The organism is Arsenicicoccus sp. oral taxon 190 (genome assembly GCF_001189535.1).
GTDB lineage: Bacteria > Actinomycetota > Actinomycetes > Actinomycetales > Dermatophilaceae > Arsenicicoccus.
The window spans coordinates 2,002,893-2,026,180 of sequence record NZ_CP012070.1 but is presented as its reverse complement, the minus strand read 5'-3'; the positions used below and the strand labels follow the sequence as shown (position 1 = coordinate 2,026,180).

General features: G+C 73.0%; 23 protein-coding genes and 2 tRNA genes. 8 read left to right on the top strand and 17 right to left on the bottom strand.

Features of this window, described 5'->3' with window-relative positions; all coding sequences use genetic code 11:
- The first annotated feature begins 22 nt into the window (after window positions 1-22).
- Both ADJ73_RS09470 and ADJ73_RS09465 read left to right on the top strand, forming a co-directional pair.
- Window positions 23-1,138, top strand: a complete 1,116-nt coding sequence (locus ADJ73_RS09470; RefSeq protein WP_082176881.1) for an NAD-dependent epimerase/dehydratase family protein — start codon at window positions 23-25, stop codon at window positions 1,136-1,138.
- 6 nt (window positions 1,139-1,144) lie between these two features.
- Entirely contained in the window at window positions 1,145-2,272 is a 1,128-nt protein-coding gene (locus ADJ73_RS09465; protein ID WP_050348072.1) for a glycosyl hydrolase family 18 protein, read from the top strand.
- 8 nt (window positions 2,273-2,280) lie between these two features.
- On the opposite strand, the gene ADJ73_RS09460 is transcribed toward ADJ73_RS09465, so the two are convergent.
- From ADJ73_RS09460 to ADJ73_RS09445, 4 genes are all read right to left on the bottom strand, one after another.
- Window positions 2,281-3,195, bottom strand: coding sequence for a hypothetical protein (locus tag ADJ73_RS09460; protein WP_050348071.1), 915 nt, complete (start codon window positions 3,193-3,195; stop codon window positions 2,281-2,283).
- Window positions 3,192-4,772 carry a polysaccharide deacetylase family protein gene (locus ADJ73_RS09455; RefSeq protein WP_050348070.1) on the bottom strand — a complete coding sequence of 527 codons (1,581 nt, stop codon included), beginning with the start codon at window positions 4,770-4,772 and terminating at the stop codon, window positions 3,192-3,194. Before ADJ73_RS09455 ends, ADJ73_RS09460 begins: the two co-directional genes overlap by 4 nt.
- A 176-nt stretch (window positions 4,773-4,948) precedes the next feature.
- Window positions 4,949-5,023: transfer RNA gene (locus ADJ73_RS09450), tRNA-Lys, on the bottom strand.
- Window positions 5,024-5,081: 58 nt separating this feature from the next.
- A complete protein-coding gene (locus tag ADJ73_RS09445) occupies window positions 5,082-5,648 on the bottom strand; it encodes a DUF3618 domain-containing protein (RefSeq protein WP_050348069.1) in 567 nt (188 codons plus the stop codon).
- A 169-nt stretch (window positions 5,649-5,817) separates the two neighbouring features.
- Between ADJ73_RS09445 and bcp the strand changes: the two genes are divergently transcribed.
- The 3 genes from bcp (at window position 5,818) to arfB (ending at window position 6,919) form a co-directional block, all read left to right on the top strand.
- Window positions 5,818-6,288, top strand: coding sequence for a thioredoxin-dependent thiol peroxidase (gene bcp / locus ADJ73_RS09440; RefSeq protein ID WP_050348068.1), 471 nt, complete (start codon window positions 5,818-5,820; stop codon window positions 6,286-6,288).
- Between the two features lie 44 nt (window positions 6,289-6,332).
- Window positions 6,333-6,412: transfer RNA gene (locus ADJ73_RS09435), tRNA-Leu, on the top strand.
- Between the two features lie 54 nt (window positions 6,413-6,466).
- The gene (gene arfB / locus ADJ73_RS09430) at window positions 6,467-6,919 is read left to right on the top strand and encodes an alternative ribosome rescue aminoacyl-tRNA hydrolase ArfB (protein WP_050348067.1); all 453 of its coding nucleotides are present in this window, start codon (window positions 6,467-6,469) and stop codon (window positions 6,917-6,919) included.
- 40 nt (window positions 6,920-6,959) lie between these two features.
- On the opposite strand, the gene rdgB is transcribed toward arfB, so the two are convergent.
- Both rdgB and rph read right to left on the bottom strand, forming a co-directional pair.
- Complete coding sequence (gene rdgB / locus ADJ73_RS09425; RefSeq protein WP_050348066.1) at window positions 6,960-7,565, bottom strand: RdgB/HAM1 family non-canonical purine NTP pyrophosphatase; 606 nt, start codon at window positions 7,563-7,565, stop codon at window positions 6,960-6,962.
- On the bottom strand, window positions 7,562-8,311 hold the full coding sequence (gene rph / locus ADJ73_RS09420) for a ribonuclease PH (protein WP_050348065.1): 750 nt from the start codon (window positions 8,309-8,311) through the stop codon (window positions 7,562-7,564). The genes rdgB and rph overlap by 4 nt, the downstream gene beginning before the upstream one ends.
- A gap of 97 nt (window positions 8,312-8,408) precedes the next feature.
- On the opposite strand from rph, the gene ADJ73_RS09415 reads away from it, so the two are divergent.
- Window positions 8,409-10,625 (top strand): MMPL family transporter, encoded by a 2,217-nt coding sequence (locus tag ADJ73_RS09415; RefSeq protein ID WP_050348064.1) that lies wholly within the window; start codon window positions 8,409-8,411, stop codon window positions 10,623-10,625.
- Between the two features lie 6 nt (window positions 10,626-10,631).
- On the opposite strand, the gene ADJ73_RS09410 is transcribed toward ADJ73_RS09415, so the two are convergent.
- The gene (locus ADJ73_RS09410) at window positions 10,632-11,477 is read right to left on the bottom strand and encodes a TetR/AcrR family transcriptional regulator (protein WP_156188188.1); all 846 of its coding nucleotides are present in this window, start codon (window positions 11,475-11,477) and stop codon (window positions 10,632-10,634) included.
- Between the two features lie 54 nt (window positions 11,478-11,531).
- Between ADJ73_RS09410 and ADJ73_RS09405 the strand changes: the two genes are divergently transcribed.
- Window positions 11,532-11,912: a cytochrome b5 domain-containing protein gene (locus ADJ73_RS09405; RefSeq protein WP_050348062.1), complete on the top strand. Its 381-nt coding sequence runs from the start codon at window positions 11,532-11,534 to the stop codon at window positions 11,910-11,912.
- Between the two features lie 83 nt (window positions 11,913-11,995).
- Here ADJ73_RS09405 and ADJ73_RS09400 read toward each other — a convergent pair whose 3' ends face one another.
- From ADJ73_RS09400 to exaC, 10 genes are all read right to left on the bottom strand, one after another.
- Window positions 11,996-12,760 carry an MBL fold metallo-hydrolase gene (locus ADJ73_RS09400; protein WP_050348061.1) on the bottom strand — a complete coding sequence of 255 codons (765 nt, stop codon included), beginning with the start codon at window positions 12,758-12,760 and terminating at the stop codon, window positions 11,996-11,998.
- Window positions 12,757-13,563 carry a glutamate racemase gene (murI, locus tag ADJ73_RS09395; RefSeq protein WP_050348060.1) on the bottom strand — a complete coding sequence of 269 codons (807 nt, stop codon included), beginning with the start codon at window positions 13,561-13,563 and terminating at the stop codon, window positions 12,757-12,759. The genes ADJ73_RS09400 and murI overlap by 4 nt, the downstream gene beginning before the upstream one ends.
- 122 nt (window positions 13,564-13,685) lie before the next feature.
- Entirely contained in the window at window positions 13,686-15,197 is a 1,512-nt protein-coding gene (locus ADJ73_RS09390) for a CHAP domain-containing protein (RefSeq protein WP_050348059.1), read from the bottom strand.
- Between the two features lie 133 nt (window positions 15,198-15,330).
- Window positions 15,331-16,182 carry an amino acid ABC transporter ATP-binding protein gene (locus ADJ73_RS09385; protein ID WP_082176878.1) on the bottom strand — a complete coding sequence of 284 codons (852 nt, stop codon included), beginning with the start codon at window positions 16,180-16,182 and terminating at the stop codon, window positions 15,331-15,333.
- Between the two features lie 11 nt (window positions 16,183-16,193).
- Window positions 16,194-17,168 (bottom strand): amino acid ABC transporter permease, encoded by a 975-nt coding sequence (locus tag ADJ73_RS09380; RefSeq protein WP_050348058.1) that lies wholly within the window; start codon window positions 17,166-17,168, stop codon window positions 16,194-16,196.
- Between the two features lie 2 nt (window positions 17,169-17,170).
- Window positions 17,171-18,097 carry an ABC transporter substrate-binding protein gene (locus ADJ73_RS09375; RefSeq protein ID WP_253272529.1) on the bottom strand — a complete coding sequence of 309 codons (927 nt, stop codon included), beginning with the start codon at window positions 18,095-18,097 and terminating at the stop codon, window positions 17,171-17,173.
- 183 nt (window positions 18,098-18,280) lie between these two features.
- Entirely contained in the window at window positions 18,281-18,868 is a 588-nt protein-coding gene (locus ADJ73_RS09370) for a DUF2017 family protein (protein ID WP_050348057.1), read from the bottom strand.
- On the bottom strand, window positions 18,869-19,159 hold the full coding sequence (gene clpS, locus ADJ73_RS09365) for an ATP-dependent Clp protease adapter ClpS (protein WP_050348056.1): 291 nt from the start codon (window positions 19,157-19,159) through the stop codon (window positions 18,869-18,871).
- Window positions 19,160-19,181: 22 nt separating this feature from the next.
- Window positions 19,182-19,640, bottom strand: coding sequence for a DUF779 domain-containing protein (locus tag ADJ73_RS09360; protein ID WP_082176877.1), 459 nt, complete (start codon window positions 19,638-19,640; stop codon window positions 19,182-19,184).
- A 3-nt stretch (window positions 19,641-19,643) separates the two neighbouring features.
- Window positions 19,644-21,167, bottom strand: coding sequence for an acetaldehyde dehydrogenase ExaC (exaC, locus tag ADJ73_RS09355; protein ID WP_050348055.1), 1,524 nt, complete (start codon window positions 21,165-21,167; stop codon window positions 19,644-19,646).
- A 209-nt stretch (window positions 21,168-21,376) separates the two neighbouring features.
- On the opposite strand from exaC, the gene ADJ73_RS09350 reads away from it, so the two are divergent.
- Entirely contained in the window at window positions 21,377-23,179 is a 1,803-nt protein-coding gene (locus ADJ73_RS09350; RefSeq protein WP_216593621.1) for a S8 family serine peptidase, read from the top strand.
- The last annotated feature ends 109 nt before the right edge of the window (window positions 23,180-23,288 follow it).

The following is a 23,288-nucleotide window of genomic DNA, read 5'->3' as shown; positions in this document are numbered from 1 at the left end:
GCACCCGAAGGAGCACCCCACCATGCGCACCGTCGTCACCGGGGGCGCCGGATTCATCGGCAGCCACCTCACCGACCACCTGCTGGCCCGCGGCGACGAGGTGGTCGTGCTCGACGACCTGTCGACCGGGTCCCTCGCCAACCTCGCGGCCGCCACCGCCTCCGACCGGTTCACCTTCCAACCGGGCAGCGTCCTGGACCAGGCCCTGGTGCGCGACACCGTCCGCGGCGCCGACCGCATCTTCCACCTGGCCGCCGCGGTGGGGGTGCACCGCATCGTCGACGACCCGCTGACGAGCCTGCGCACCAACATCCACGGCACGGAGACGGTGCTGGAGGCGGCGCTCGCCGAGGGGGCCGAGGTGCTCATTACCTCCACCAGCGAGATCTACGGCAAGAACACCGCCGACTCGCTCGGTGAGGAGTCCGACATGACGCTCGGTTCCCCGTTGCTGTCGCGGTGGAGCTACGCCGCCGCCAAGGGCCTGGACGAGGCGATGGGGCACGCCTACTGGACCGAGCTCGGCCTGCCGGTGTCGATCGTGCGGCTCTTCAACACCGTCGGGCCGCGCCAGACCGGCCGTTACGGGATGGTCGTGCCCAACCTGGTGGGGCAGGCGCTGCGGGACGAGCCGGTGACGGTCTACGGCGACGGCCGCCAGACACGGTGCTTCTCCTACGTCGGGGACGTGGTGCCCGCCGTGGTGGCGATCCAGGAGGCCCCGGAGTCGCGGTGCGACGCCTTCAACCTCGGTGGGGCCCTGGAGATCTCGATCCTGGACCTGGCGCGACGCATCATCCACCGGCTCGGCAGCCGCAGCGAGGTCGTGCTGATCCCCTACGAGCAGGCCTACGGCCCCGGATACGAGGACATGCGCCGGCGGGTGCCCAACAACGCCAAGTCGAAGGCGCTGGTGGGCTTCGAGGCGAGGACCGGGATCGACGAGATCATCGACCTGGTCGCGGCCGACCTCCGCGCTCGCGCAACGGCAGCGGCGGGGCCGGCACCGACGGCGCCCTCCCCCGCGGCGCACCCCGTCCCGGCGCACCCCGTCCCGGCGCACCCCGTCCCGGCGGGGCACATCCCGGCCGGTCAGGCTGCCCTGGCGGGAGCCGTGGACGCGACCCGGTCGTTCTGAGCCCGGATGGCGGACGGCGGCGAGGGCCGTGGCCCAGGCCGGTCCCGGCGGCGCCCGCGGCTGCCGCTGCCGGCGGCACTGCTGCTCGTCGCGCTGGTCGTCGCCGCCCTGGTCGCGGCCGTGAGGCCGTGGAGCGCCCGGGGGTGGTTCGCGCCGCGGGGTCCCACGGTGCTTGGCGCGATCCCGCACTGGGACCAGGAGGACGCCGTCGCGAGCCTCCGAGCCCACCCCGGGACCGTCACGGTCGCGTCGCCGTGGTCCTACGGCGTGGCCGAGGACGGCAGACCGACCCTGCAGCCCGGCCTCACGACGGAGTCGGAGCGGCGGCTGGTCACGCAGCTGCGTGAGCTGGGGCTGCGCGTCATCCCCACGGTCGCCAGCACCACGGACGGGCTGTGGGACAAGACGACCGTCCCGGCGATCATGGCGGACCCGACCCGCCGTCGCGCCCACGTCGAGGCGCTCGCCCGGCTGGTGCAGGACGAGGGCTACGACGGGTTGCAGCTGGACTACGAGGACGTCCCCCCGCACCGCCGCGACGACTACCTGACGACCGTCCGCGAGCTCGCCGACCAGCTCCACGACCACCGTCACGAGCTGTGGGTGACGGTGCACGCCAAGGAGACCGACGCCGGCTACGACCAGCGCAACGTGGCCCAGGACTACCGCGCGATCGGCGAGTCGGCCGACCAGGTGGTCCTGATGGCCTACGACTGGCACTGGGAGACCGGCCCGGCAGGGCCCATCGGGCCCGCCGACTGGGTCGAGCGGGTCATCCGGTATGCCGTCACCCAGGTCCCGCGGGACAAGCTGGTGCTCGGCGTCGGGTTGTTCGGGTACGACTGGGGCGGCCCCAGGACGCAGGTGCTGACGTGGCGGCAGATCTCCGAGCAGGCGCAGGTGCGGCACAGCGACGAGCTGTGGGACCTGGCGAGCCAGTCCCCGCACCTGACCTACGAGGAGGGCGGCGCGCGGCACGAGGTGTGGTACGAGAACGCCCGCAGCGTCCGGGAGAAGTTGCGCCTCGCCGCCACCCACCGGCTCGGCGGAGTCGCGCTGTGGCGGCTGGGACGGGAGGACCCTGCCATCTGGGACCTGCCGGAGGAGGTGTGGCGGACCACCGACCCACCGTGAGCCGAGCGTCAGTCCGTGGTCACCGGGGTGGTCGTCACGAGCCGGGTCCAGGGGCCGGGCGGCACCTCGGACGCCTCCGCCCACTGCCACCGCACGCGGTCGTCGGACCCGTCCAGGTCGCGAAAGCCCAGGCAGCCGTTGAGCGCCGGCGACACGTCCATCCCCGCCCCGCCGTAGCGGCGGTTGACGGGGCGTTGGTCGGCGTGGCCGAAGACGTAGTCCGCGTTGTGGTACTCCCCCGGCCCGGCGTCCTGCACCTGCCCGTAGCAGGTGGCGCCGTGGGGGCCCACGACGCGCACCCACCGGTTCTTGAGGTAGGAGAACGCACGGTCGGTGCACCGCCCGGCATAGCCCGGGTCCCCGGCCCACGGGACGACCCGGCACCGGGTCGCGAACCCGGTCGGGTCGTTGAGGTCGTCGAACGGCACGTCCAGGTAGAACGGGTTCTCCCGTGGGGTCATGGCGGTGGGGAACCACCCGTTGGCCGCGGTGCGCCGCTCGGTCCGGCAGTCCCCGGCGACGACGACGCCGTCGCAGCCGCCGTAGTGGGCGAGCCAGCGGGCGTCATACGTCGAGATCCGCTGCGACCCGTCGGGCGCGGTGGGGTCGAAGATCTCGCCCACCCAGAAGGTCGTCGCCACCACCCCCGTGTGCCAGGGGTAGCTGCGTCGTGGCCGCGGCGTGACCACGCGGGGCGCGACGGGCCGTGACGAGGGGGCCGTCAGCCGGGGCGAGGGACCTGGCGGCGGCACCCCGGGCAAGCCCGTGGTCGGAGGCCCCGCTGCCGACGTCCCGCGCCCGGTCGAGGTGGCGCTGCCGCCCGGCTGCGGCTGGTCGCAGGCCCCGACCAGGGCCGTGGCGAGCCCCAGGCACAGCGCGCCGGTGAGCAGGGTCGCCCGCGAGGTGGTCGCGCGCCCCGTCATCCGCGCGACGGGCCCATCGACGGCGGCGGCGCGACCCGCACCCCGGCGACCGCGGACGAGCCGCCCGGGACGTATGCCGTGCCCCGCACGCCCTGCCGCCGCGCCGCGCCGTGGCCGGCTGCGCCCTGGCCTGCGCTGGTGCCCGACGAGGTGACCGCCGTGGGCGCGGTGCGCGCGGTGGCTGCGGCCGTCGCGGCTGTCGGGGCCGTCACCTCGGTCACCGCGTAGTCGTCCGTCGTGAGGGTCCCGTCGGCGATGAGCGCGAGTCCGAAGCTGAGGCCCGTCGCGTCGGCCGGTGCGGGCGGGGTCGTCATGACGGCCTGCTGCCACGTGGGGCTCGCGGCGATCCAGGGCCCGGAGGTCCAGTACCGCCAGGCACCGGACGCGTCCCGGTAGTAGAGCGCGAGCTGGGTGACGGCCGTCGACGTGTACCAGGCGCTGACCTGGTAGACGTGCCCGGGCACCACGGTCGGCGAGCAGGTCCCGAGGTCGAGGGTGGGCAGCAGCTTGGCGTCGCCGTCCTGGTAGCCGGTCACCGACAGCCGCTGCGCCGCGGCTCCGGTGTGGCTGGAGCCGACCCGGGCCCAGCTCGGGGTGTTGGTGCCCCAGCCGCCGGGCTGGAAGCAGGCCGGGAACCCGGTCGCGCCGTCGAGGCTCTCCAGCGACGGGTTGAGCACCGCGTTGGTGCCGGCGGGGGCCGGTGGCCTCGGGGGCACCGCCGTCGGCGGCGCGTAGGGCGGGTAGCTGCCGGCCAGGTAGGTCCGCACCTGCTGGTCGATGGTGCGGACGCTGGTGTTGTTGGCGGCCGTGCGGGCGTAGGAGGCGAGCCACGTGACGAAGGCCCGGAAGACCTCCGGCGTCACGGACCGGTCGGCCGGGCAGCTCGCGCTGCCGATCGGGGCGCACACGCGGTGGAAGGTCAGGATCACCCAGCCGCCGGAGCGGGTGCTCGCCGAGGTGACCTGGCTCTTGAGGTTGGCCAGCGTCCACCGGCCGTCGACCTGGTCGGGGGCGCGCAGGTAGAAGGGGTCGGGCGGCGGGGACGTCTCGGCGCGCACGCACGTGAGGCAGCCGAAGGCGCTGCGGACGTCGCCCAGCCCGCGGGCCGTGGTGTAGCCGCAGTCGCGGGCGGCGGTCTCCACGGCGGGGTTGGCGTCGCTGAAGGGGTAGGCGAAGCTCACCGGGCGGAAGCCCCAGCCGTGCAGCGTCGCCCGGTCGTTGCAGATCTGGCGGCGGACCTCGTCAGGAGAGATCTGCACGAGGTCGGGGTGGGTCACCGTGTGGCCCGCGATCTCGTTGCCGTCGGCCGCCATCGCGCTGAGGTCCGAGCGGGTGAGGTATCCGGGCGCCCCCACCCAGCCGGTCACCACGTAGAAGGTGCCGGCGAGGCCGGACGCGCGCATCGTCCCCGCAGCGGCCAGCTGGTCCGCGTCCCCGTCGTCGAAGGTGAGGGAGACGACCGTCGGGGTGGTCGCGGCGGCGGCGGGTGGGGCGGGGGCCTGCACCAGCAGGCAGGCCGCGAGCACGGCGGCGACGAGGGCGGCGCTGAGCGTCGAACCGAGCGTGGTGCGGACCATGGCGGCCTCCCCGCATTCATGTGTGACCTACATCACACAGCAGCATAGGCCGACGGGTCCCGCGACGGAAGGCCCTGCCGCAACGCACCGCGCCGCCGCCGGCGGCGGGTTAGGACAGCGGCCCGACCACGACGAAGCGGCCCGATCCGGATGGATCGGGCCGCTCACGTCACGTCTGGTGCGCCGCCAGGGATTCGAACCCCGAACCCAGTGATTAAGAGTCACTTGCTCTGCCATTGAGCTAGCGGCGCAACGAGTGAAGACTTTACCAGCCGGGGTGCCGATGGCGAAATCGGCGGCGCCGGGCGCTCAGCCGCGGTTGCGGCGGGCCACACCCAGGCTGACCAGGACCGCACCGGCCACGGCGAGCCCGGTGGCGACGCGGTCGGCACGCAGCTCGCCATCCGCGTCGTGGGTGGCCTCGTCGAGCTTGAGTCGGGCCTGGTCGGCCTTGACCTGGGCGCGGGTGCGCAGGTCCGCGAAGGACGTCTGCCCGGTCGTGTCGGCGTGCTGGCCGTGGGACTCGGTGCGCGCCTTCAGCTCGTCGAGCTTGTCCGCAGCGGTCGCCTTGAGCTCCTCCGCCTTGGCCTTGGCCTGGTCCACGGTGGAGGGCTGGCCGTAGGTCGTCGTCCGCTCGCCCCGGTAGATCGTGGTGCTCGGCTCGGTCGTGCTCTCCGAGGAGGTGCCCATGAAGGAGTTGTACTTGGCGCGCAGGGTGTCGCGCAGCTGGCGCTTCTGCGCGGCCACGATGTTCTTGGGCTGGGCGCGGTAGGCGAGCTCGTCGATGGTCGCGGCCAGGCGCTCACGGCTCTTGGCGATGTCGGACTCGAGGTCGGACAGGGACTTCTCCTGCGCGGCCTTCTGCTGCTCGGTCACGGTGATCTCCTCGCTGTCGGGAAGCGCGTTGCACGCTGGACCTGATGCTGACGATAACGCAGACGCCAGCTGCCGCGGAGCAGCTTGCGCTGGTCGTGCTGCGCGACTGAGCAGCGACATACCCCGTAGGCTCCTGGTGCAACCGCCCCTGCCCTGGAAGGACCCCGACATGGCACGCCTCGAGCCCGGCGACCAGGCCCCCGACTTCACCCTCCCGAGCGACACCGGCGAGCAGGTGTCGCTGCGCGACCTCCGCGGCCGCAAGCTCGTGCTGTTCTTCTACCCGGCCGCCATGACCCCGGGCTGCACGACCGAGGCCTGCGACTTCCGCGACTCCCTGGGTGCGCTGCAGGCCGCGGGCTACGAGGTCGTCGGGATCAGCAAGGACGAGCCGGCCAGGCTCGCCCGCTTCCGCGAGAAGGAGGGGCTCACCTACCCGCTGCTCGGCGACCCGAGCCTGGAGGTCCTGAAGGCCTACGGCGCCTACGGCGAGAAGCAGAACTACGGCAAGACCGTGCAGGGGGTCATCCGGTCCACGATCGTCCTCGACGAGGACGGCACGGTCACGCTCGCGAGGTACAACATCAAGGCCAAGGGCCACGTCGCGTCGCTGTCGAAGGCGCTGGGGCTCGGCGCCTGACCGGTAGCCTGGCAGCCCGCCCGGCCGCCTCCTCGGCCGGGCTCGCGCACGTGGTGGAACTGGCAGACACGCAGGATTTAGGTTCCTGTGCCCCGGCGTGCGGGTTCGAGTCCCGCCGTGCGCACCCTCACCGCCCGGCTCACCCTGGTGAGCCGGGCGCCTCTGTCACAGTGGTCGTATGCCGACCGCCGACCTCACCGTCCCGCCGGGACCGGGGATCCCCCGCGGCGTGGTGGTGCCGGCGGCGGAGCTGACCGAGCGCTTCTCGCGCAGCTCCGGCCCGGGGGGTCAGGGCGTCAACACCACCGACTCGCGGGTGCAGCTGTCCTGGGAGCCCGCGGCGTCGGCCGCCCTGACGGAGCAGCAGCGCGACCGGGTGGTGGCGGCGCTCGCCGGCCGCCTGGTCGACGGGGTCGTCACCATCGACGCGTCGCAGCACCGGTCGCAGCGGCACAACAGACGTGCCGCCCGGGAGCGGCTGGCGTCCGTCATCCGCGAGGCCCTCGCTCCCCCGCCGCCGGCGCGACGGGCGACCAGGCCCACCAAGGGATCTCAGCGCCGCCGTCTCGCCGCCAAGGCGCGCCGCTCGGAGCTCAAGTCCACGCGCTCCCGCCCGCCCCGCGACGCCTGAGGACGGGCGCCCCCAGACCACGGCTCTGCGTCACGTGCCGCTAGTGGCCGAGCAGGCGGGCGATCTCGGGGGCGAGCGCGCGAAACGCCTTGCCGCGGTGGGAGATCGCGTTCTTCTCCTCGGGGGTGAGCTCGGCGGCGGTGCGGGCGTCGCCCTCGACCTGCAGGACCGGGTCGTAGCCGAACCCGCCCGTGCCCCGCGGCTCACGCGTCAGGGTCCCCGGGAAGTCGCCCTCCCGGGCCACGGTGGTGCCGTCCGGCAGCGCCAGCACCGCCGCGCACCGGAACCGCGCCGCCCGGTGCTCGTCCGGCACGTCGGCGAGCTGGTCCAGCAGGAGCCGCAGGTTGGCCGCGTCGTCGCCGTGCCGCCCGGACCAGCGGGCGGAGAAGACCCCGGGAGCGCCGCCCAGGACGTCCACCGACAGGCCCGAGTCGTCCGCCACGGCGGGGAGATTCGTCATACGGGCCGCGTAGGTGGCCTTGAGGGTGGCGTTGTCGATGAAGGTGACCCCGGACTCCACGACGTCCTCGAGCTCGGGGAACGCGCCGAGCCCCACGACCTCGACGTCGGGCAGGGTCTCGCGCAGGATCGTCTCGAGCTCGCGGATCTTGCCGGCGTTGCGGGTGGCGAGGACGACGCGGGTCACCGGACCCGCTCCCGCGGCGTCTCGGCGAGCGCGGCCTGCTGCAGGCGCGTCAGCTCGGCGCAGCCTCTCTCGGCGAGCTCGAGCAGGGAGTTGAGCAGCGCCCGGTCGAAGGGCTCCGCCTCGGCCGTGCCCTGCACCTCGACGTAGCGGCCGTCGCCGGTCATGACGACGTTCATGTCGGTGTCGGCGGTCGAGTCCTCCGGGTAGTCCAGGTCGAGCACCGGGACTCCCCTGACGATGCCGACCGACACGGCCGCGACCGACCCGGTCAGGGGGGTCGCGGTCCGGGCGATGGCGCCGCTCGCGACACCCCCGGCGACGGCGTCGGCCAGGGCGACATAGGCCCCCGTGATCGCGGCGGTCCGCGTGCCGCCGTCGGCCTGCAGGACGTCGCAGTCGAGGACGATGGTGTTCTCCCCCAGCTGCCTGGTGTCGACGACCGCGCGCAGCGACCGCCCCACCAGGCGGGAGATCTCGTGGGTGCGACCGCCGATCCTGCCCTTGACGGACTCCCGGTCCGAGCGGGTGTTGGTGGAGCGGGGCAGCATGGCGTACTCCGCCGTCACCCACCCCGTGCCCTGCCCCTTGAGCCAGCGCGGCACGCCCTCGGTGAAGCTCGCGGCGCACAGCACCCGGGTCCGCCCGAACTCCACGAGCACCGACCCCTCGGCGTGGTCCAGCCAGTTGCGGGTGATGCGGATGTCGCGGAGCTGGTCGGGGGCGCGGCCGTCGTGTCGAGCAGTCATGCCCGTCACCCTATCCAGCCCGTATGACGAACCCCCCGCCGCGCCGGACGCGCGCAGCCGCTGCGCCGTGTCTCACGTGCTTTGTTTCAATGGTGGAATGAACCAGCAGGGAGCCCCCGGTCGACACCGCCCCGACGAGTCGGGCGACGGGCCGACGGGCCGCCGACCCTGGCGCCGTCTGCTGGTGGCCCTGCTGGTGCTCGTGGCGTGGCTCGCCGTGGGCGGCGTCGGCGGGCCCCGGATCGGGTCGCTGTCCAGCGTCCAGAAGAACGACCAGGCGTCCTTCCTGCCCGAGAGCGCCGAGTCCACCCGGGCGCGGGAGGTGGCGGCGAGGTTCAGCGACCAGGCGACCCTGCCCTACTTCGTGGTGGTCACGCGGGACTCCGGTCTCACGCCGGGCGACCTCGCCGCGGTCAAGACGTATGCCGAAGCCGTGCCGGGGCTGCGGGTCCCCGGCACCCGGGACGTGACGGTGGGTTCGCTGCTGGCGGCGCCCCCCGTCGTGATCCCCTCCCCCGACCGCAAGGCGGTGCTGGTCCCCGTCACCGTGGACACGACGAAGACCGATCACGAGATCGAAGGGGTCAAGCCCGTCGGCGCCGTCGCCGACGCGCTGCGCAGCCAGCGGGACGCCGCGCTGGCGAGCGCCGGGCTGACGGCCTACGTCGCGGGGCCCGGGGGCTTCACGGCCGACCTGGTCAAGGCCTTCGGCGGCATCGACGGCATCCTCCTGCTGGTCGCGCTCGGGGTGGTGCTCGTCATCCTGCTGATCGTCTACCGCAGCCCCGTGCTGCCCTTCGCCGTGCTCGCCACGGCGATCTTCGGCCTCGCCGCCGCCGGCCTCGTCATCTACCCCCTCGCCCAGGGCGGCCACCTCACCCTGTCGGGGCAGAGCCAGGGCATCCTGTCCATCCTCGTCGTCGGCGCCGCCACCGACTACGCGCTGCTGCTCGTCGCCCGCTACAAGGAGGAGCTGCACGACCACCCGAGCCACTGGACCGCGATGGCGCGGGCCTGGCGCGGCTCGGTCGAGCCGATCCTCGCCTCCGGCGGCACCGTGATCCTCGGGCTGCTGTGCCTGCTGCTGTCCGACCTCGGCAACAACCGCAGCCTCGGCCCGATCGGGGCGCTCGGGATCGCCGGCGCCATGCTCGCCGCCCTCACCTTCCTGCCCGCGGTGCTCCTCCTCGCCGGACGACGCATCTTCTGGCCGGCCATCCCCCGCGTGGACCACGTGCACGCCCAGGACAAGATCGGCGGCCGCGGGGTCTGGGGCCGCGTCGCCCGCCTGGTCGGGCAGCACCCCCGCCGCGCCTGGGTGCTGTCCACCCTGGCCCTCGCGGCCTGCGCCGCCTTCGTGCCCGTGCTCAACGCCGACGGCGCCCCGCAGTCCTCCTACTTCACGACCGAGGTCGAGTCGGTGACCGGGGGCAAGGCCCTCGCCCAGCACTTCCCCGGCGGCTCGGGGTCGCCGGTGCAGGTCATCGTCGACCAGGCCAGGGCCGGGCAGGTCACCAGCGCGCTGCAGGGCGTCGACGGGGTGGCCTCGGTGGTCCCGCTGACCGACCAGGCGGGCAGCGCGGGCGGCGGCCGGCCGGACCCCGCGACGCCACCCAAGGTCGTGGACGGACGCGTGCTGCTCCAGGCCACGACGACACCACCGGCGGACACCCCGGCCGCGCAGGCGCTCGTCCGCGGCATACGGGCTGCGGTGCACCCCATCGACCAGGGTGCGCTGGTGGGAGGGGTGGCCGCGCAGGGGCTCGACGCCCGCGACGCCGGCGTCCACGACCTCAAGGTGGTCGCTCCCGCCATCCTCGCCGTCGTCTTCGTCGTGCTCGTGCTGCTGCTGCGCTCGCTCGTCGCCCCGATCGTGCTGACGCTGGCCAACGTGCTGTCCTTCGCGGCGACCATGGGGGTCTTCGCGGCGCTCTTCACGTGGGGGCTGGACTACCCGGGCGTGGACCCGACCGTGCCGCTCTACGGGTTCGTCTTCCTCGTGGCGCTCGGGATCGACTACTCGATCTTCCTGATGACGCGGGTGCGCGAGGAGTCGCAGCGGCGGGGCACCCGCGAGGGCGTCCTGGTGGGGCTGGCGGTGACCGGAGGCGTGATCACCAGCGCGGGGATCGTGCTGGCCGCGACGTTCTCGGCGCTGGGGGTGCTGCCGCTGAGCTTCCTGGTGCAGATCGCGTTCATCGTGGCCTTCGGCGTGCTGCTCGACACGTTCGTGGTGCGGTCGCTGCTGGTGCCGGCGGTGGTGCGCGAGCTCGGCGACCGCACCTGGTGGCCGTCGCCCCTGTCGCGCCGCTGAGGGAGGTCAGCCGCCGTTCGCGGTGGCATACATCGCCGCCACCCGGTCCTGGAAGGCCGCGAGCCGCGCCGCGAGAGCGGCACTGTCCCACTGGATCTCGGGGTCCGGCTCAAGGTGGGCCAGCACCATCCCGACGAGGTGCCGCTCCGGCTCCGACCAGCTCGCCGCGGCAGCGTCGAAGAGGCTCTCCCGGGCGCGCCGGTCCAGCCACCCGGGGTCGACGGTCGCGCGCAGCACGATGCCCGTCATGAGGGCGCCGGTGGCGCTGGCGAGCGTCGCGAAGCTCCCGGCCCCCGTCAGCCGATAGCCGATCAGCTCCGCCAGCCCGGCGTAGACCTCCGAGCGGCGCCGCACGAACTCGTCCTCGGTCTGCCGCAGCGCCTGCGCCACCGCGTCGCGCACCTCCCCCTCGGGCAGCCCGGGCAGGGTCGCCGACAGGGACAGGAAGGTCCGCCACCGGGGGCTCGCGACCAGACGCCGCACGTCGAGGTCGGTGGCCAGCCGCAGCGCCTCGACGACCAGCCCGCGGCGCCCCCGGTCGGTGGCCAGCTCGTCCCACCGGTCGGCGACGAGGGCCGAGATCTGGGCGACGTCGCGCTCGGTCTCCGGGATGAGGGAGGTATGCCGCACCGTGGTCACCAGCACGTCCCGAAGGAATGCCTCGCGCGTCGGCCACCTGCGGTAAGCACTGGCCCGCGAGACGCCCGCGGTCTTGATGACCTGCTCCATCCGGATCTGGTCGAGGCCGACGGCCATGCCCTCGCGCTCGATCTGCGCCACCGCGGCCGCGAGGACTCGGTCGGCGGCTCCGGGCTGACTCAGGGACCCCCCTGATGCCGCGTCTCCACTCATGCGACATAGTGTCTCACATCGGAATGAGACATGGTGTCTCAGCGAGAGGGAGTGATGAAGACCTGGATGTGGATCGCCGTCGCCGTCATCGTCGTGATCGCGGCCGTGTCGGCGTACTACCTGCTCACGCCCGACCCGAATGCCGGTGACCGCACCAAGCTGGAGCGGACCTTCAGCACGCAGGAGCAGCACCGGCTGGACACGGTCACCATCTCGGGCGACCAGCTCGCCGCGGCCACGTGTCGCGACGGGGCTGCGTGCTACGTCGCGGTGAGCGGCGTGGTCTACGACATGACCGGCTTCCCGACGTGGGTGCAGCGCGGGGCGCACCACGGGGTCAGGGCCGGCAGCGACGCGACCGAGGCCTTCGTCAGGAGCAGCCACGCCCGCGACAAGCTCCAGTCGATGCCGGTGGTGGGCCGCCTCGCCCCCTGACCCCGCCGACCCGACAGACCTACCGGCGGCGGCGCGATCAGCCTGGGCAAGCAAGGCCGGTCGATCCGCCTACCGGCGGCAGGTCAGAGCGGGTAGGTGCGGTCGGGCTCGGCCAGCTCGACCTCGCCGGGCCACACCTCGGCGGCCTGCGCCCGGCACACCTGGGGGTCGTTCCAGGCCGGGATGTGGGTCAGCATCAGCCGCTGCACCCCCGCCGCGACCGCGGCCTGCGCACACCGCCGCCCCGTCATGTGGATCCCCCGCAGCGGGTCCCGACCCTCGACGAACGCCGAGTCGGCCAGCAGCAGCGTCGCCCCCTGCGCCAGCCCCACCAGCCCGTCGCACAGGTCGGTGTCACCGCTGTAGACCAGCGCCGCCCCATCAGCCTCGACACGGATCGCGTAGGCCTGCACCGGGTGCCACACCTCGGCCACGGTGACCGTGAACGGTCCGACCTGCACCCGCTCGGCGTCGGACCAGTCGTGGAAGTCGAAGGCGGAGTACATGCCGTCGCCCTCGCCGCCGCCGTAGGCCATGGCCAGCCGCTCCCCGGTCCCCGTCGGCCCCCACACCGGGATGCGGTCGGTGGTCCCGCCCGGGCGGTACTTCTGGGTGACGTAGAGCCCGCACATGTCCAGGCAGTGGTCGGGGTGCAGGTGCGAGAGCAGCACCGCGTCGAGCGCCCCGAGCGGCAGGTGCCGCTGCAGCGCCCCCAGCGCGCCGTTGCCGAGGTCGAGGGCCACCGACCAGGTGCGACCGTCGGCGTCGTCGGCCTGCACGAGGTAGCAGGACGCCGGCGACTGCGGCCCGGGGAAGGACCCTGAGCACCCGATCACGGTGAGTCTCACGGAGCACCCCTGTCGTCGGCGAACACGGTGTCCACCTCGGGCCCCAGGAAGCGCCGGGCCAGCCGCCGGAACTCCGCCGGGTCACCCGTCGTCGTGAAGGAGTGCGACGGCGCGCCCTCGAGGGGCGGTCGCAGCGCGTCGCTGTCGGCGAGCACTCGGTAGACGTCCTTGGCAGTCTCCTCGGCCGACGACACCAGTGTCACCGTGTCTCCCATCACATAGGAGATGACGCCGGTGAGCAGCGGGTAGTGCGTGCACCCGAGGATCAGCGTGTCGACGCCCTGCGCGATCACGGGGTCGAGGTACTCGTGCGCGACCGCCACGACCTCCTTGCCGCCGGTCACCCCCGACTCCACGAACTCCACGAACCGCGGGCACGGCTGGCTCACGACCCGGATCTGCGGCGCGGCGGCGAAGGCGTCGGGGTAGGCCCGCGACTGGTGGGTGCCCCGCGTCGAGATCACCCCGACCACGTCGTTGCGGGTGGCGGCGGCGGCGCGGCGCACGGCCGGCCGGATCACCTCCACGACGGGCACGGCATACCGCTCCCGCGCGTCGTGCAGGACGGCCGCGCTGGCGGTGTTGCAGGCGATGACCAGGCACTTGACGCCGTGGTCGACGAGCCGGTCGAGGCACTCGAGCGCGAACCGGCGGGTCTCCGCGATCGGCCGCGGGCCGTACGGCGCCCGCGCGGTGTCACCCAGGTAGGCGATGGACTCCCCGGGCAGCTGGTCGAGCACGGCCCGGGCCACGGTGAGGCCGCCGTAGCCGGAGTCGAAGATGCCGATGGGTGCGTCACTCACCCGTCGAGGATAGAGGCCGTATGCCGCCTCCCCGGTCACCTCGGCGCCGCCGCGCCCGGCCCGCGACCGGTCGCCTCGGCGGCCCCCCGCCCGATCCCCTCAGCGGCCCCCGCCCGATCGCCTCAGCGGCCGCCCGCCTGGACGTACGCGGCGGCCGCGAGGGGCAGCCGGCGCACCGGGGCGTCGGGCGCGGCGAGGCCGCCGGTCGCGGTGAGTCGCCCGGTCGCGACGGCCCACCGGATGGCCGCGGCGCGCAGGTCGGAGGCCGCGACGTCGGTGATGGTCGGGGCGGGCGGGGACGTGGGCGAGCTCGCCGTGGTGGCAGCCGGGCGTCCGGCCATGACGTAGAGCGCGCCCGCGAGCTCGCCCCGGTTGGCGGTGGCGGCGGGGGTCCGGGCGGCGGCCGGGGGCAGCACCCCGGCGCAGGTCGCCCAGGCGATCGCCCGGTCGGACAGCACGCGGCCGCTCCGCGCCGGCGCCACCCCGCAGGGGCGCACCGGGGCCGCGGGCGACCCCGCGGTGACGTAGAGCGCGCGAGCCAGCTGCTGGCGGCTGACGACGGCGTCCGGGGCGAAGCTGCCGTCGGTCACCGGCGGCAGGACGCGACGGGCGAGGCTCCAGGCGGCCTGGGTCGGCGCGGCACCCGTCGCGGGCAGGTCGGCGAAGACCGGCGCCCCGACCTCGACGGAGCTCGGTGCCAGCGCCCCGGGGTAGGCGGTGCCGTCTCTGCCGACCCACCCGGGGGTGACCCGCAGCGTGCCCGTGGCGGCCGGGGTGGCCGTGACGACGCAGTCCAGCGACCCCGCCGGCGGCAGCGAGACCGCCGCCCGCTGGCAGGTCGCGGTCGTGTCGAGCCCCGCGCCGAGGAGCCGCAGCGACACCTGGCTCAGGTCGAGACGACCGTCGGTCGCGTTGCTCAGCCGGACCCGGACGGTCGTCGGCCGGCCCACGGTCGGGGCGTCCGACCAGCCTGCCGCCAGCGGCGTCGAGGTCGCCGTGGCGGGGCCCGCGACCAGGCCGGGCGGGGTGTCGGCGATGTGCAGGTAACCCGAGGGCCGGATCCCGGTGCGCGTGCCGTAGACGCCCGGCGCGGCCACGTTGTACTCCTCGATGGACACGGTCCCGTCCGGGGCGATCGCCGTCACGATCGCGACGTGCCCGAAGCGCCCGGCGCCGGGCGAGTAGGCGGCGAACCACGCGACCGCTCCCACGGCCGGCACCTGGTCGACGCGCCAGCCGCCCGCGACCGCCGCGTCGCGCCAGGCCCCCGCGTTGCCGAAGTGCACGCTGGTCCCGTTGGGTCCCCGCATGGTGTTGCTGAAGGCGTAGGGGGCCGCCGGGGTGCCGAGCTGCTGGTTGAGCCGCCAGGCGGTGAAGGAGGTGCACTCGCGGTTGTAGAACAGCCACGGGTCGACGACCGCGTCGCGGGCCGGGGTCCGCAGCGCCGTCGGGTAGTCGTCGCCGGTGCCGGCGGCCGCGGCGGCGGGCGGCCGGACCGGCGACAGGCCCACGGGCACGGCGGCGAGCAGGGCGCCGGCGACCACGGCCAGCACCAGCAGGAGCCGCGACAGCGCGGCAGGGAGGGTGGGCGTGGCCGGGCAGGGGGACGCCGGCCGCGCGGAACGGAGCACCACGGTGATACCTCTCGGGCAGGGCCCGCGAGGATGCAGGCTCGCACACCCTAAGTAACGAATTGGTTACTCAAGGTGTGTCGAGGTGTGTTTTCACCCGGATGTCCTACTCACCGGTCCGGCGCGTCGCCGCAGGTCAGGAGTCGTGCGCGTCCGCCCGCATCCGGGACAGGAAGGCCTGGGTCCGCTCGTGCTGCGGGTTGCCGATGACCTCCCGCGGCGGGCCCTGCTCGACGACCACGCCGGCGTCCATGAAGACGATGTGGTCGGCGACGTCCCGGGCGAAGGCCATCTCGTGCGTGACGACGATCATCGTCATGCCCGTGGCGGCCAGCTCCCGCATCACCTGCAGCACCTCCCCCACCAGCTCGGGGTCCAGCGCCGAGGTCGGCTCGTCGAAGAGCATCAGCTTGGGCTGCATCGCCAGCGCCCGCGCGATCGCGACCCGCTGCTGCTGACCGCCGGACAGCTGACCGGGGTAGGCCGCGGCCTTGTCGGCCAGCCCCACCCGGTCGAGCAGGTGCAGCGCGCGCTCCTTGGCCGCCGCCTTCTTCTCCCGCTTGACCTGGACCGGGGCCTCGATGACGTTGTCCAGCACCGTCATGTGCGGGAAGAGGTTGAACCGCTGGAAGACCATCCCGATCTCGCGCCGCTGCGCCGCGACCTGCTTGTCGGTCAGGTGGTGCAGCCGGTCGCCGACCTGCCGGTAGCCCATGAGCTCCCCATCGACCCAGATCCGGCCGCCGTCGATCGACTCCAGCTGGTTGATGCAGCGCAGGAAGGTCGTCTTGCCGGACCCCGACGGGCCCAGCAGGCACACGACCTGCCCCTCGCGGACGTCCATGTCGACGCCCTTGAGCACCTCGTTGCCGTGGAACGCCTTGTGCACGTTGACCGCGTGCACGAGCGGTATGCCGCCCCGCCCGCCGTCTCGCGCAGCGCCGTCTCGCGCGCCGCCGTCAGGCCCGGTGGCGGCGGGCTCCGGCATACGACTGCTCATCAGTGGCTCCCCGTGGTCCCCAGCAGGCGCTTGACCTGCTGGTCCTTCTTGCTGGAGCGGGTGCCGAAGCCCCGACCGAAGTAGCGCTCCAGGTAGAGCTGGCCGACCATGAGGATCGAGCAGACGACGAGGTACCAGCACACGGCCGCCATCATCGTCGGCATGATCTGCAGGGTCCGCTGGCCGATGACCTGGGTCTGGTAGAACAGCTCGGCGCTGATCGGCACGGCCGACAGCAGCGAGGTGTCCTTGACCATCGCGAGGGTCTCGTTGCCGGTGGGCGGCACGATCACCCGCATCGCCTGCGGCAGCACCACGCGACGCATGGTCGTGCCGGCGGGCATGCCCAGGGCCTGCGCGGCCTCGGTCTGACCCTGGTCGACGGAGAGGATCCCGGCGCGCGCGATCTCGGCCATGTAGGCGGCCTCGGACAGGCCGAGGCCGATCACACCGGCCCAGAGCGTGGACGAGAAGGCGTTGATGTCGATGTGGGCGACCGTCAGGTCCGTCCCCAGCCCGAGCAGCTTGGCCAGCTGCTCCCCGAAGGGCACGCCGAGCGACAGGTTGGGGTAGAGGTAGCCGATGCCCGTGCCCAGCATGACCAGGAGCACCAGCCGCGGGATCGAGCGGAAGAACCACGTGTAGAGCGCCGCCGTGAAGGTCAGCACCGGGTTGCTGGACAGTCGCATGACCGCGAGGACGACACCCAGGGTGACGCCGAGGATCATCGCCCCGATGGTGCCGAGGATGGTGCCCATGAGCAGGCCGTTGAGGACCGGCTTGTAGTTCATCACCCGGAGCATGTAGCCGAGGTCCCACCGGGGGTTGGTGAGGAACGAGCTGATCATCATGGCGAAGATGACCGCGATGACGGCGACCGCGACCCACCGCCAGGGGTGGCGCACCGGCCGGGCGTCGATGGCGCCCGGCCGGTCGTCGCGGTCGGGGTGCTGCTGCGTGACCGACTCAGCCATGGTCAGGGGTTGACCGGGAACTCGGTGACGGCGCCGTCGGTGTTGTTCCACTTCTCGAGGATCTTCTTGTAGTCCCCGGACTTCTCGAGCGACGCGAAGGCCTCACCGATCGCCTTGGCGAAGTCCTGCTGGTCCTTCGGCACGACGATGCCGTAGGGGGCGGAGTCGTACATCTCCCCGATCTTCTCCAGCTGGCCGCCGGTCTGCTTGACGGCGTAGTTGGTGACGGGCGAGTCGGCGGCCATCGCGTCGACCTTGCCCGAGACCAGGTCGGCGGTGACCTTGGACTGCTCGGTCTCGACGACCTGGGTGATGGCGGGCTGGCCGCCGTCGGTGCACTTCTTGGAGCGGGCGGTGAGGTCGTCGATCTGGACGGTGCCCTTCTGGACACCGACCTTGAGCCCGCACGCCTTGGCCGGGTCGACCTGCTTGGGGTTGCCCTTCTTCACCGCCCACAGGGTGCCGGCGTTGAAGTACTGCACCATGTTGACCTTCTTCTTGCGGTCGTCGTTGATGGTGAAGGACGAGACGCCGACGTCGAACTTGCCGGAGGTGACGCCGAGGATGATCGAGGGGAACTCGGCGTTCTGGAACTCCGCCTTGAGGCCGAGCTTCTGCGCGGCGGCGGTGAAGAGGTCGACGTCCATGCCGGTGACGGTCTTGCCGTCCTCGCCGGTGAACTCGTTGGGCGCGTAGGACGCGTCCGAGCCGACCTTGAGCACGCCCGCCGACTTGATCTTGGCCGGCACCTTGGCGGCCAGGGCCTGGTCGGCGGTCTGGCTGGGCGCGGCGGAGGCGGACCCGCCCCCGCCGGAGGTCTTGCTGCCACCGGAGTCGAGCGAGTCCGAGCCGCAGGCGGCGAGGGACAGGGCTGCGGTGACGGCGAGCGCGGTGGCGACGACGGTGGGGCGGCTGGGGCGGATGGGCACGGCTGACCTCCTGGGATGTCCGGTGAGTGAACCTTGCCATGCATGGTCATGCAGGACAACGACTGCCGCCCAGGCTGCCACCCCTGCGGCCGAATCGTGACGTGGACCGGGCCGCTCCGCTCAGCTGCCGCGCTCAGCCCCTCCGCTCAGCCGACGCGCTCAGCTGCCGCACTCAGCCGCTCCTCAGCGGACCAGGGTCGACGCGAGGGTCTCCTGCAACCAGGTCAGGAAGTCGTAGAGCGCGGCGGTCTGCACGGTGGGGTGGTCCTCGCCGTACGCCTCGACGAGGTCCTCCAGGGCGTCGGCGTCCTCGTCGGTGCGCAGCCCGAGCCGCTCCCCCAGCACGAGCCGCACGTCGGTGAGCGCTACCGTCAGCTGCCCGGCCTGGGTGGTGGTGAGGGTGACGACCTGCGGGTCGGTCGCGTGCTGCAGCAGGCCCGCGGCCGCCTCGAGGGTGGCCACCTTGCGCTGCCGCAGCCCCATCTCGGTGAGCCGCCGGAACTCCGCGCCCTCGGCCTGCGCCTGCTCCCCCTCGTCGCGGCGGGCGTCCGGGAAGAGCCGCCGCACCGCCGGGTCGACCTGCTGCCGCGGCGCCTGGCCGAGGCCCGCCATCGCGTCGGCCAGCGGGTCGCCGGTGACCTCCGGCATCTCCGGGCCCATGCCCCGGATGAGGCCCGCCACCTGCGTCAGCAGGCTCGCGACCAGGTCCCGCTCGTCCTCGTCGAGGTGACCGACGACCGCGTCGCCGTGCCGCCGGAAGGCCTGCGCCATCTACTCGTCCTTCTGGTAGGTCGCCCACAGGCCGTAGCCCTGCAGCGCCTCGGTGTCGCGCTCCATCTCGTCGCGGCTGCCTTTGCTGACGGCGGCGCGCCCCTTGACGTGGACGTCCATCATCAGCCGCTCGGCCTTGGCCTGGTCGTAGCCGAAGTACTCCTGGAAGACGTAGGTCACGTAGGACATGAGGTTGACCGGGTCGTTCCAGACGAGGGTCACCCAGGGCACGTCCAGGCTGACCAGCGCGTCGGACTGCGGCTGGTCCAGCTCCACGGGTGCGACGGACATGCCAGCCACTCTATCGAGCGCGTCAGGGCAACGGCGTCGCCCGCTCCTGCTCGGTCAGCAGCCGCGAGCGCGTCAGGAAGCGCAACCCCTCCGGGGCCTCCAGCGAGAAGCCCGCACCTCTCCCGGGCACCGCGTCGATGGTCAGGTGGGTGTGCGCCCACGCCGCGTGCTGCGCCCGCGAGATCCAGACCGGTATGCCGGGGAGCCCGGCCGCCTCGAGCCGTCCCAGCAGCACGTCGGCGTCTCCCGTCAGGAACTCGCCCTGGGGGTAGCACATCGGCGCCGACCCGTCGCAGCAGCCGCCGGACTGGTGGAACATGACGGGCCCGTGGCGGTCCACGAGGCGACGCAGCAGGTCCGCCGCAGCCTCGGTCAGCCCGACCCGGGAGGGGCCGGGCTGCGGGAGCTCGGCATACGAGCGGTCCTGCGGAGCCGGGCACACCTCGGGGGTGACCGGCTCCGCAGGCTGGTGCTCGCTCATGGCCTAGAAGAACCCGAGCTTGTCGGGGCTGTAGGAGACCAGGAGGTTCTTGGTCTGCTGGTAGTGGTCGAGCATCATCTTGTGGTTCTCGCGCCCGATGCCCGACTGCTTGTAGCCACCGAACGCGGCGTGCGCCGGGTAGTGGTGGTAACAGTTGGTCCACACGCGGCCCGCCTGGATCGCGCGGCCCATCGTGTAGGCGCGGTGCATGTGCCGGGTCCACACGCCCGCGCCGAGGCCGTAGAGCGTGTCGTTGGCGGTCGCGAGCGCCTCCGCGTCGTCCTCGAAGGAGGTCAGCGCCACGACGGGGCCGAAGATCTCCTCCTGGAAGATCCGCATGTCGTTGCGCCCCTCGAAGATCGTGGGCTGGATGTAGAACCCGCCCGCGAGGTCGCCCTCCAGCTCGGCCTTGTCGCCGCCGGTGAGGACCTTGGCGCCCTCCTCGCGCCCGATGGCGAGGTAGCTCATGATCTTCTCGAACTGGTCGTTGGACGCCTGCGCGCCCATCATCGTGTCGGTGTCGAGCGGGTTGGCCTGGACGATCGCCTCGACGCGCTTGATGCCGTCGGCGACGAAGCCGTCGTAGATCGAGCGCTGCACCAGGGCGCGCGAGGGGCAGGTGCAGACCTCGCCCTGGTTGAGCGCGAACATCGCGAAGCCCTCGAGGGCCTTGTCGTAGAACGCGTCCTTGGTCTCGGCGACGTCCTCGAAGAAGATGTTGGGGCTCTTGCCGCCGAGCTCGAGCGTCACCGGGATGATGTTCTGGCTGGCGTACTGCATGATCAGGCGCCCGGTGGTGGTCTCGCCCGTGAACGCGATCTTGGCGATCCGGGGGGACGAGGCCAGCGGCTTGCCCGCCTCGACGCCGAAGCCGTTGACGATGTTGACGACGCCCTCGGGGATCAGGTCGCCGATGATCTCGACGAGCTTGAGGATAGACCACGGCGTCTGCTCGGCGGGCTTGAGGACGACGGCGTTGCCTGCCGCGAGCGCCGGCGCGAGCTTCCAGACCGCCATGAGGATCGGGAAGTTCCACGGGATGATCTGCCCGACCACGCCGAGCGGCTCGTGGAAGTGGTAGGCGACCGTCGTCTCGTCGATCTGGGAGATGCCGCCCTCCTGCGCCCGCAGCGCGCCGGCGAAGTAGCGGAAGTGGTCGATCGCCAGGGGGATGTCGGCGTTGAGGGTCTCGCGGACCGCCTTGCCGTTGTCCCAGGTCTCGATGACCGCGATCTCCTCGAGGTGCTCCTCCATGCGGTCGGCGATCTTGAGCAGGACGTTGGCGCGGTCGGCAGCGGCGGTCCGGCCCCACGCGGGGGCGGCCTTGTGCGCCGCGTCCAGGGCGGCGTCGATGTCCTCGGCCGTGCCCCGCGCCACGCGGGTGAAGACCTGGCCGGTCACCGGCGTCGGGTTGTCGAAGTAGTCGCCCTTGACCGGGTCGACCCAGGCACCCCCGATCCAGTGGCCGTAGCGCTCCTTGATCTCGATCGGCGACTCGCTGCTGCCGGGCTGCGGGTAGACGGTCATGGCACTCCCATCGACGGTGGTGGGCGCGGCCCTGGCGGGCCACGGTGATCGGGGTCACACGTGCACCGAACGGTAGGCGGTGCGTCGGCGGGCCGCCACCCCAGGACCGCGTCGCGGCGGCCAGCCTCGGGTGAAGGGCGCGGCAGGGCGCGGCATACGGATGAAGAATCGTGTCACCCCCTTGTCACCCATTGGCACCAACCGTCCAGGTGCCCTACAACCACTTGAGCAAGACCCGCTGCCACCGCTCACGGCAGCCGCTCGCTCCGTCCCCCCTCACCTCGGCCCCGTCGGGGCTGATAGGAGTCGTCCTGCGTCATCCCCTCCGGCTGGTCGCGCCCGCCGCCGTCGCCCTCTGCCTCGGGTCGCTCGGCACGGCCCAGGCCGCGACCGGCACCGCCACCGACCCGCTCGCCCCCCTCTACCTCACCGGCAACCGGGCCCCCGCCACCGCGGCACCCGCCGGCGACACCCCGCGCGACTACGTCGTCGTGCTCAAGGACCACCCCTCGGCCGTGCGCACCACGGCCGACGGCCGGGCAGCGGTCGCCGCCCGCACGACCGCTGCCGCCGAGCGGGGCCGCGGCTCCGGCGCCGGTCGCGTCAAGGCCCTCACCGCGCTCGGCGCCTACACCGCGAGCTTCGACACCGCCTCGCTCGCCGCGGTCCGCAAGGACCCCGAGGTGCTCTTCGTCTCCGAGCCGGCCCGGGCCTCCGCCACCGAGACCTGGGGCCTGGACCGGGTCGACCAACGCTCGCTGCCGCTGTCCAACTCCTACTCGCCGCTGCTCACCGGGCAGGGCGTCCACGCCTACGTCATCGACAGCGGCATCAACCTCGGCCACACGGAGTTCAGCGGGCGGATCGAGTCCGGCTACTCCCCCCTCGGCGGCAGCGCCAACGACTGCAACGGCCACGGCACCCACGTGGCGGGCACCATCGCCGGCCGCACCTGGGGCGTCGCCAAGGGCGCCGTGGTCGTCCCGGTCCGCGCTCTCGGCTGCGACGGCAACTCGGTCGGCTCCAGCATCGAGGACGGCATCGACTGGGTGATCAGCAACGCCACGAAGCCCGCCGTCGCCAACATGAGCCTGCGGGGGCCCGCCAACGCCAGCCTCGACTACGCGGTCCGGTGTCTCGCCCAGTCCGGCGTGCTCACGGCGGTGGCCTCCGGCAACGACGGCGGGAGCTGCTACGACTGGTCGCCGGGGCGCGAGCCCGTCGCGATCACCGTGGGTGCCAGCAACAGCAACGACCAGCAGACCAGCTTCACCAACGCCGGTGGCTGCGTCGACGTCGTCGCCCCCGGCCAGGCCATCACCTCCGCGTGGACCGGCAGCAGCACCGCCAGCGCGACCATCTCCGGGACCTCCATGGCCACGCCGCACGTCGTCGGCGCCCTCGCGATGTACGCCCAGGCCAACCCGTCCGCGACCCAGGCGATGGCCGAGCAGGCGATCATCAGCACCTCGACCAAGGGCGCGCTGGACAGCGGCAGCCTGCGCGGCTCGCCCAACCGGCTGCTCTTCGTCAACGGCTTCGGCGGCACCACCCCGACCCCGACCCCGACGCCCACCCCGGGCAACGCCGTCGTCAACGGCGGCTTCGAGTCCGGCAGCACCGGCTGGAGCACCAGCACCGGTCCGATCACCGACCGCACCTCCCGGCCCGCGCACACGGGCAGCTGGAAGCTCTGGCTCGGCGGCAACGGCTTCGCCGCCGACGAGTTCGCCCAGCAGACGATGACCGTCCCCAGCAACGGCCGGCTCACCTACTGGATCGCCATCGACACCTCCGAGACCGACCCCTGCACGGCCTACGACCGGGCCACCGTCAGCGTCGGCGGCACCACCGTCGCCAGCTACAGCAACCGGTCGCGCACCAACGGCTACGTCCAGCAGAGCGTCGACCTGTCCCGGTGGGCGGGCCAGACCGTGACGCTGCGCTTCGCCTCCAGCGAGGACGCCAACCTGCAGACGAGCTTCGTCATCGACGACGTGGCCGTGCAGTGACCCACCCCTAGCGCGCGCCGCGCCCACCCTGCGAGGCCGTATGCCGGTGACACCGTTCCCGGCATACGGCCTCTCCCGGCATACGGCCTCGCGCTCTGCTGGGGTCCGG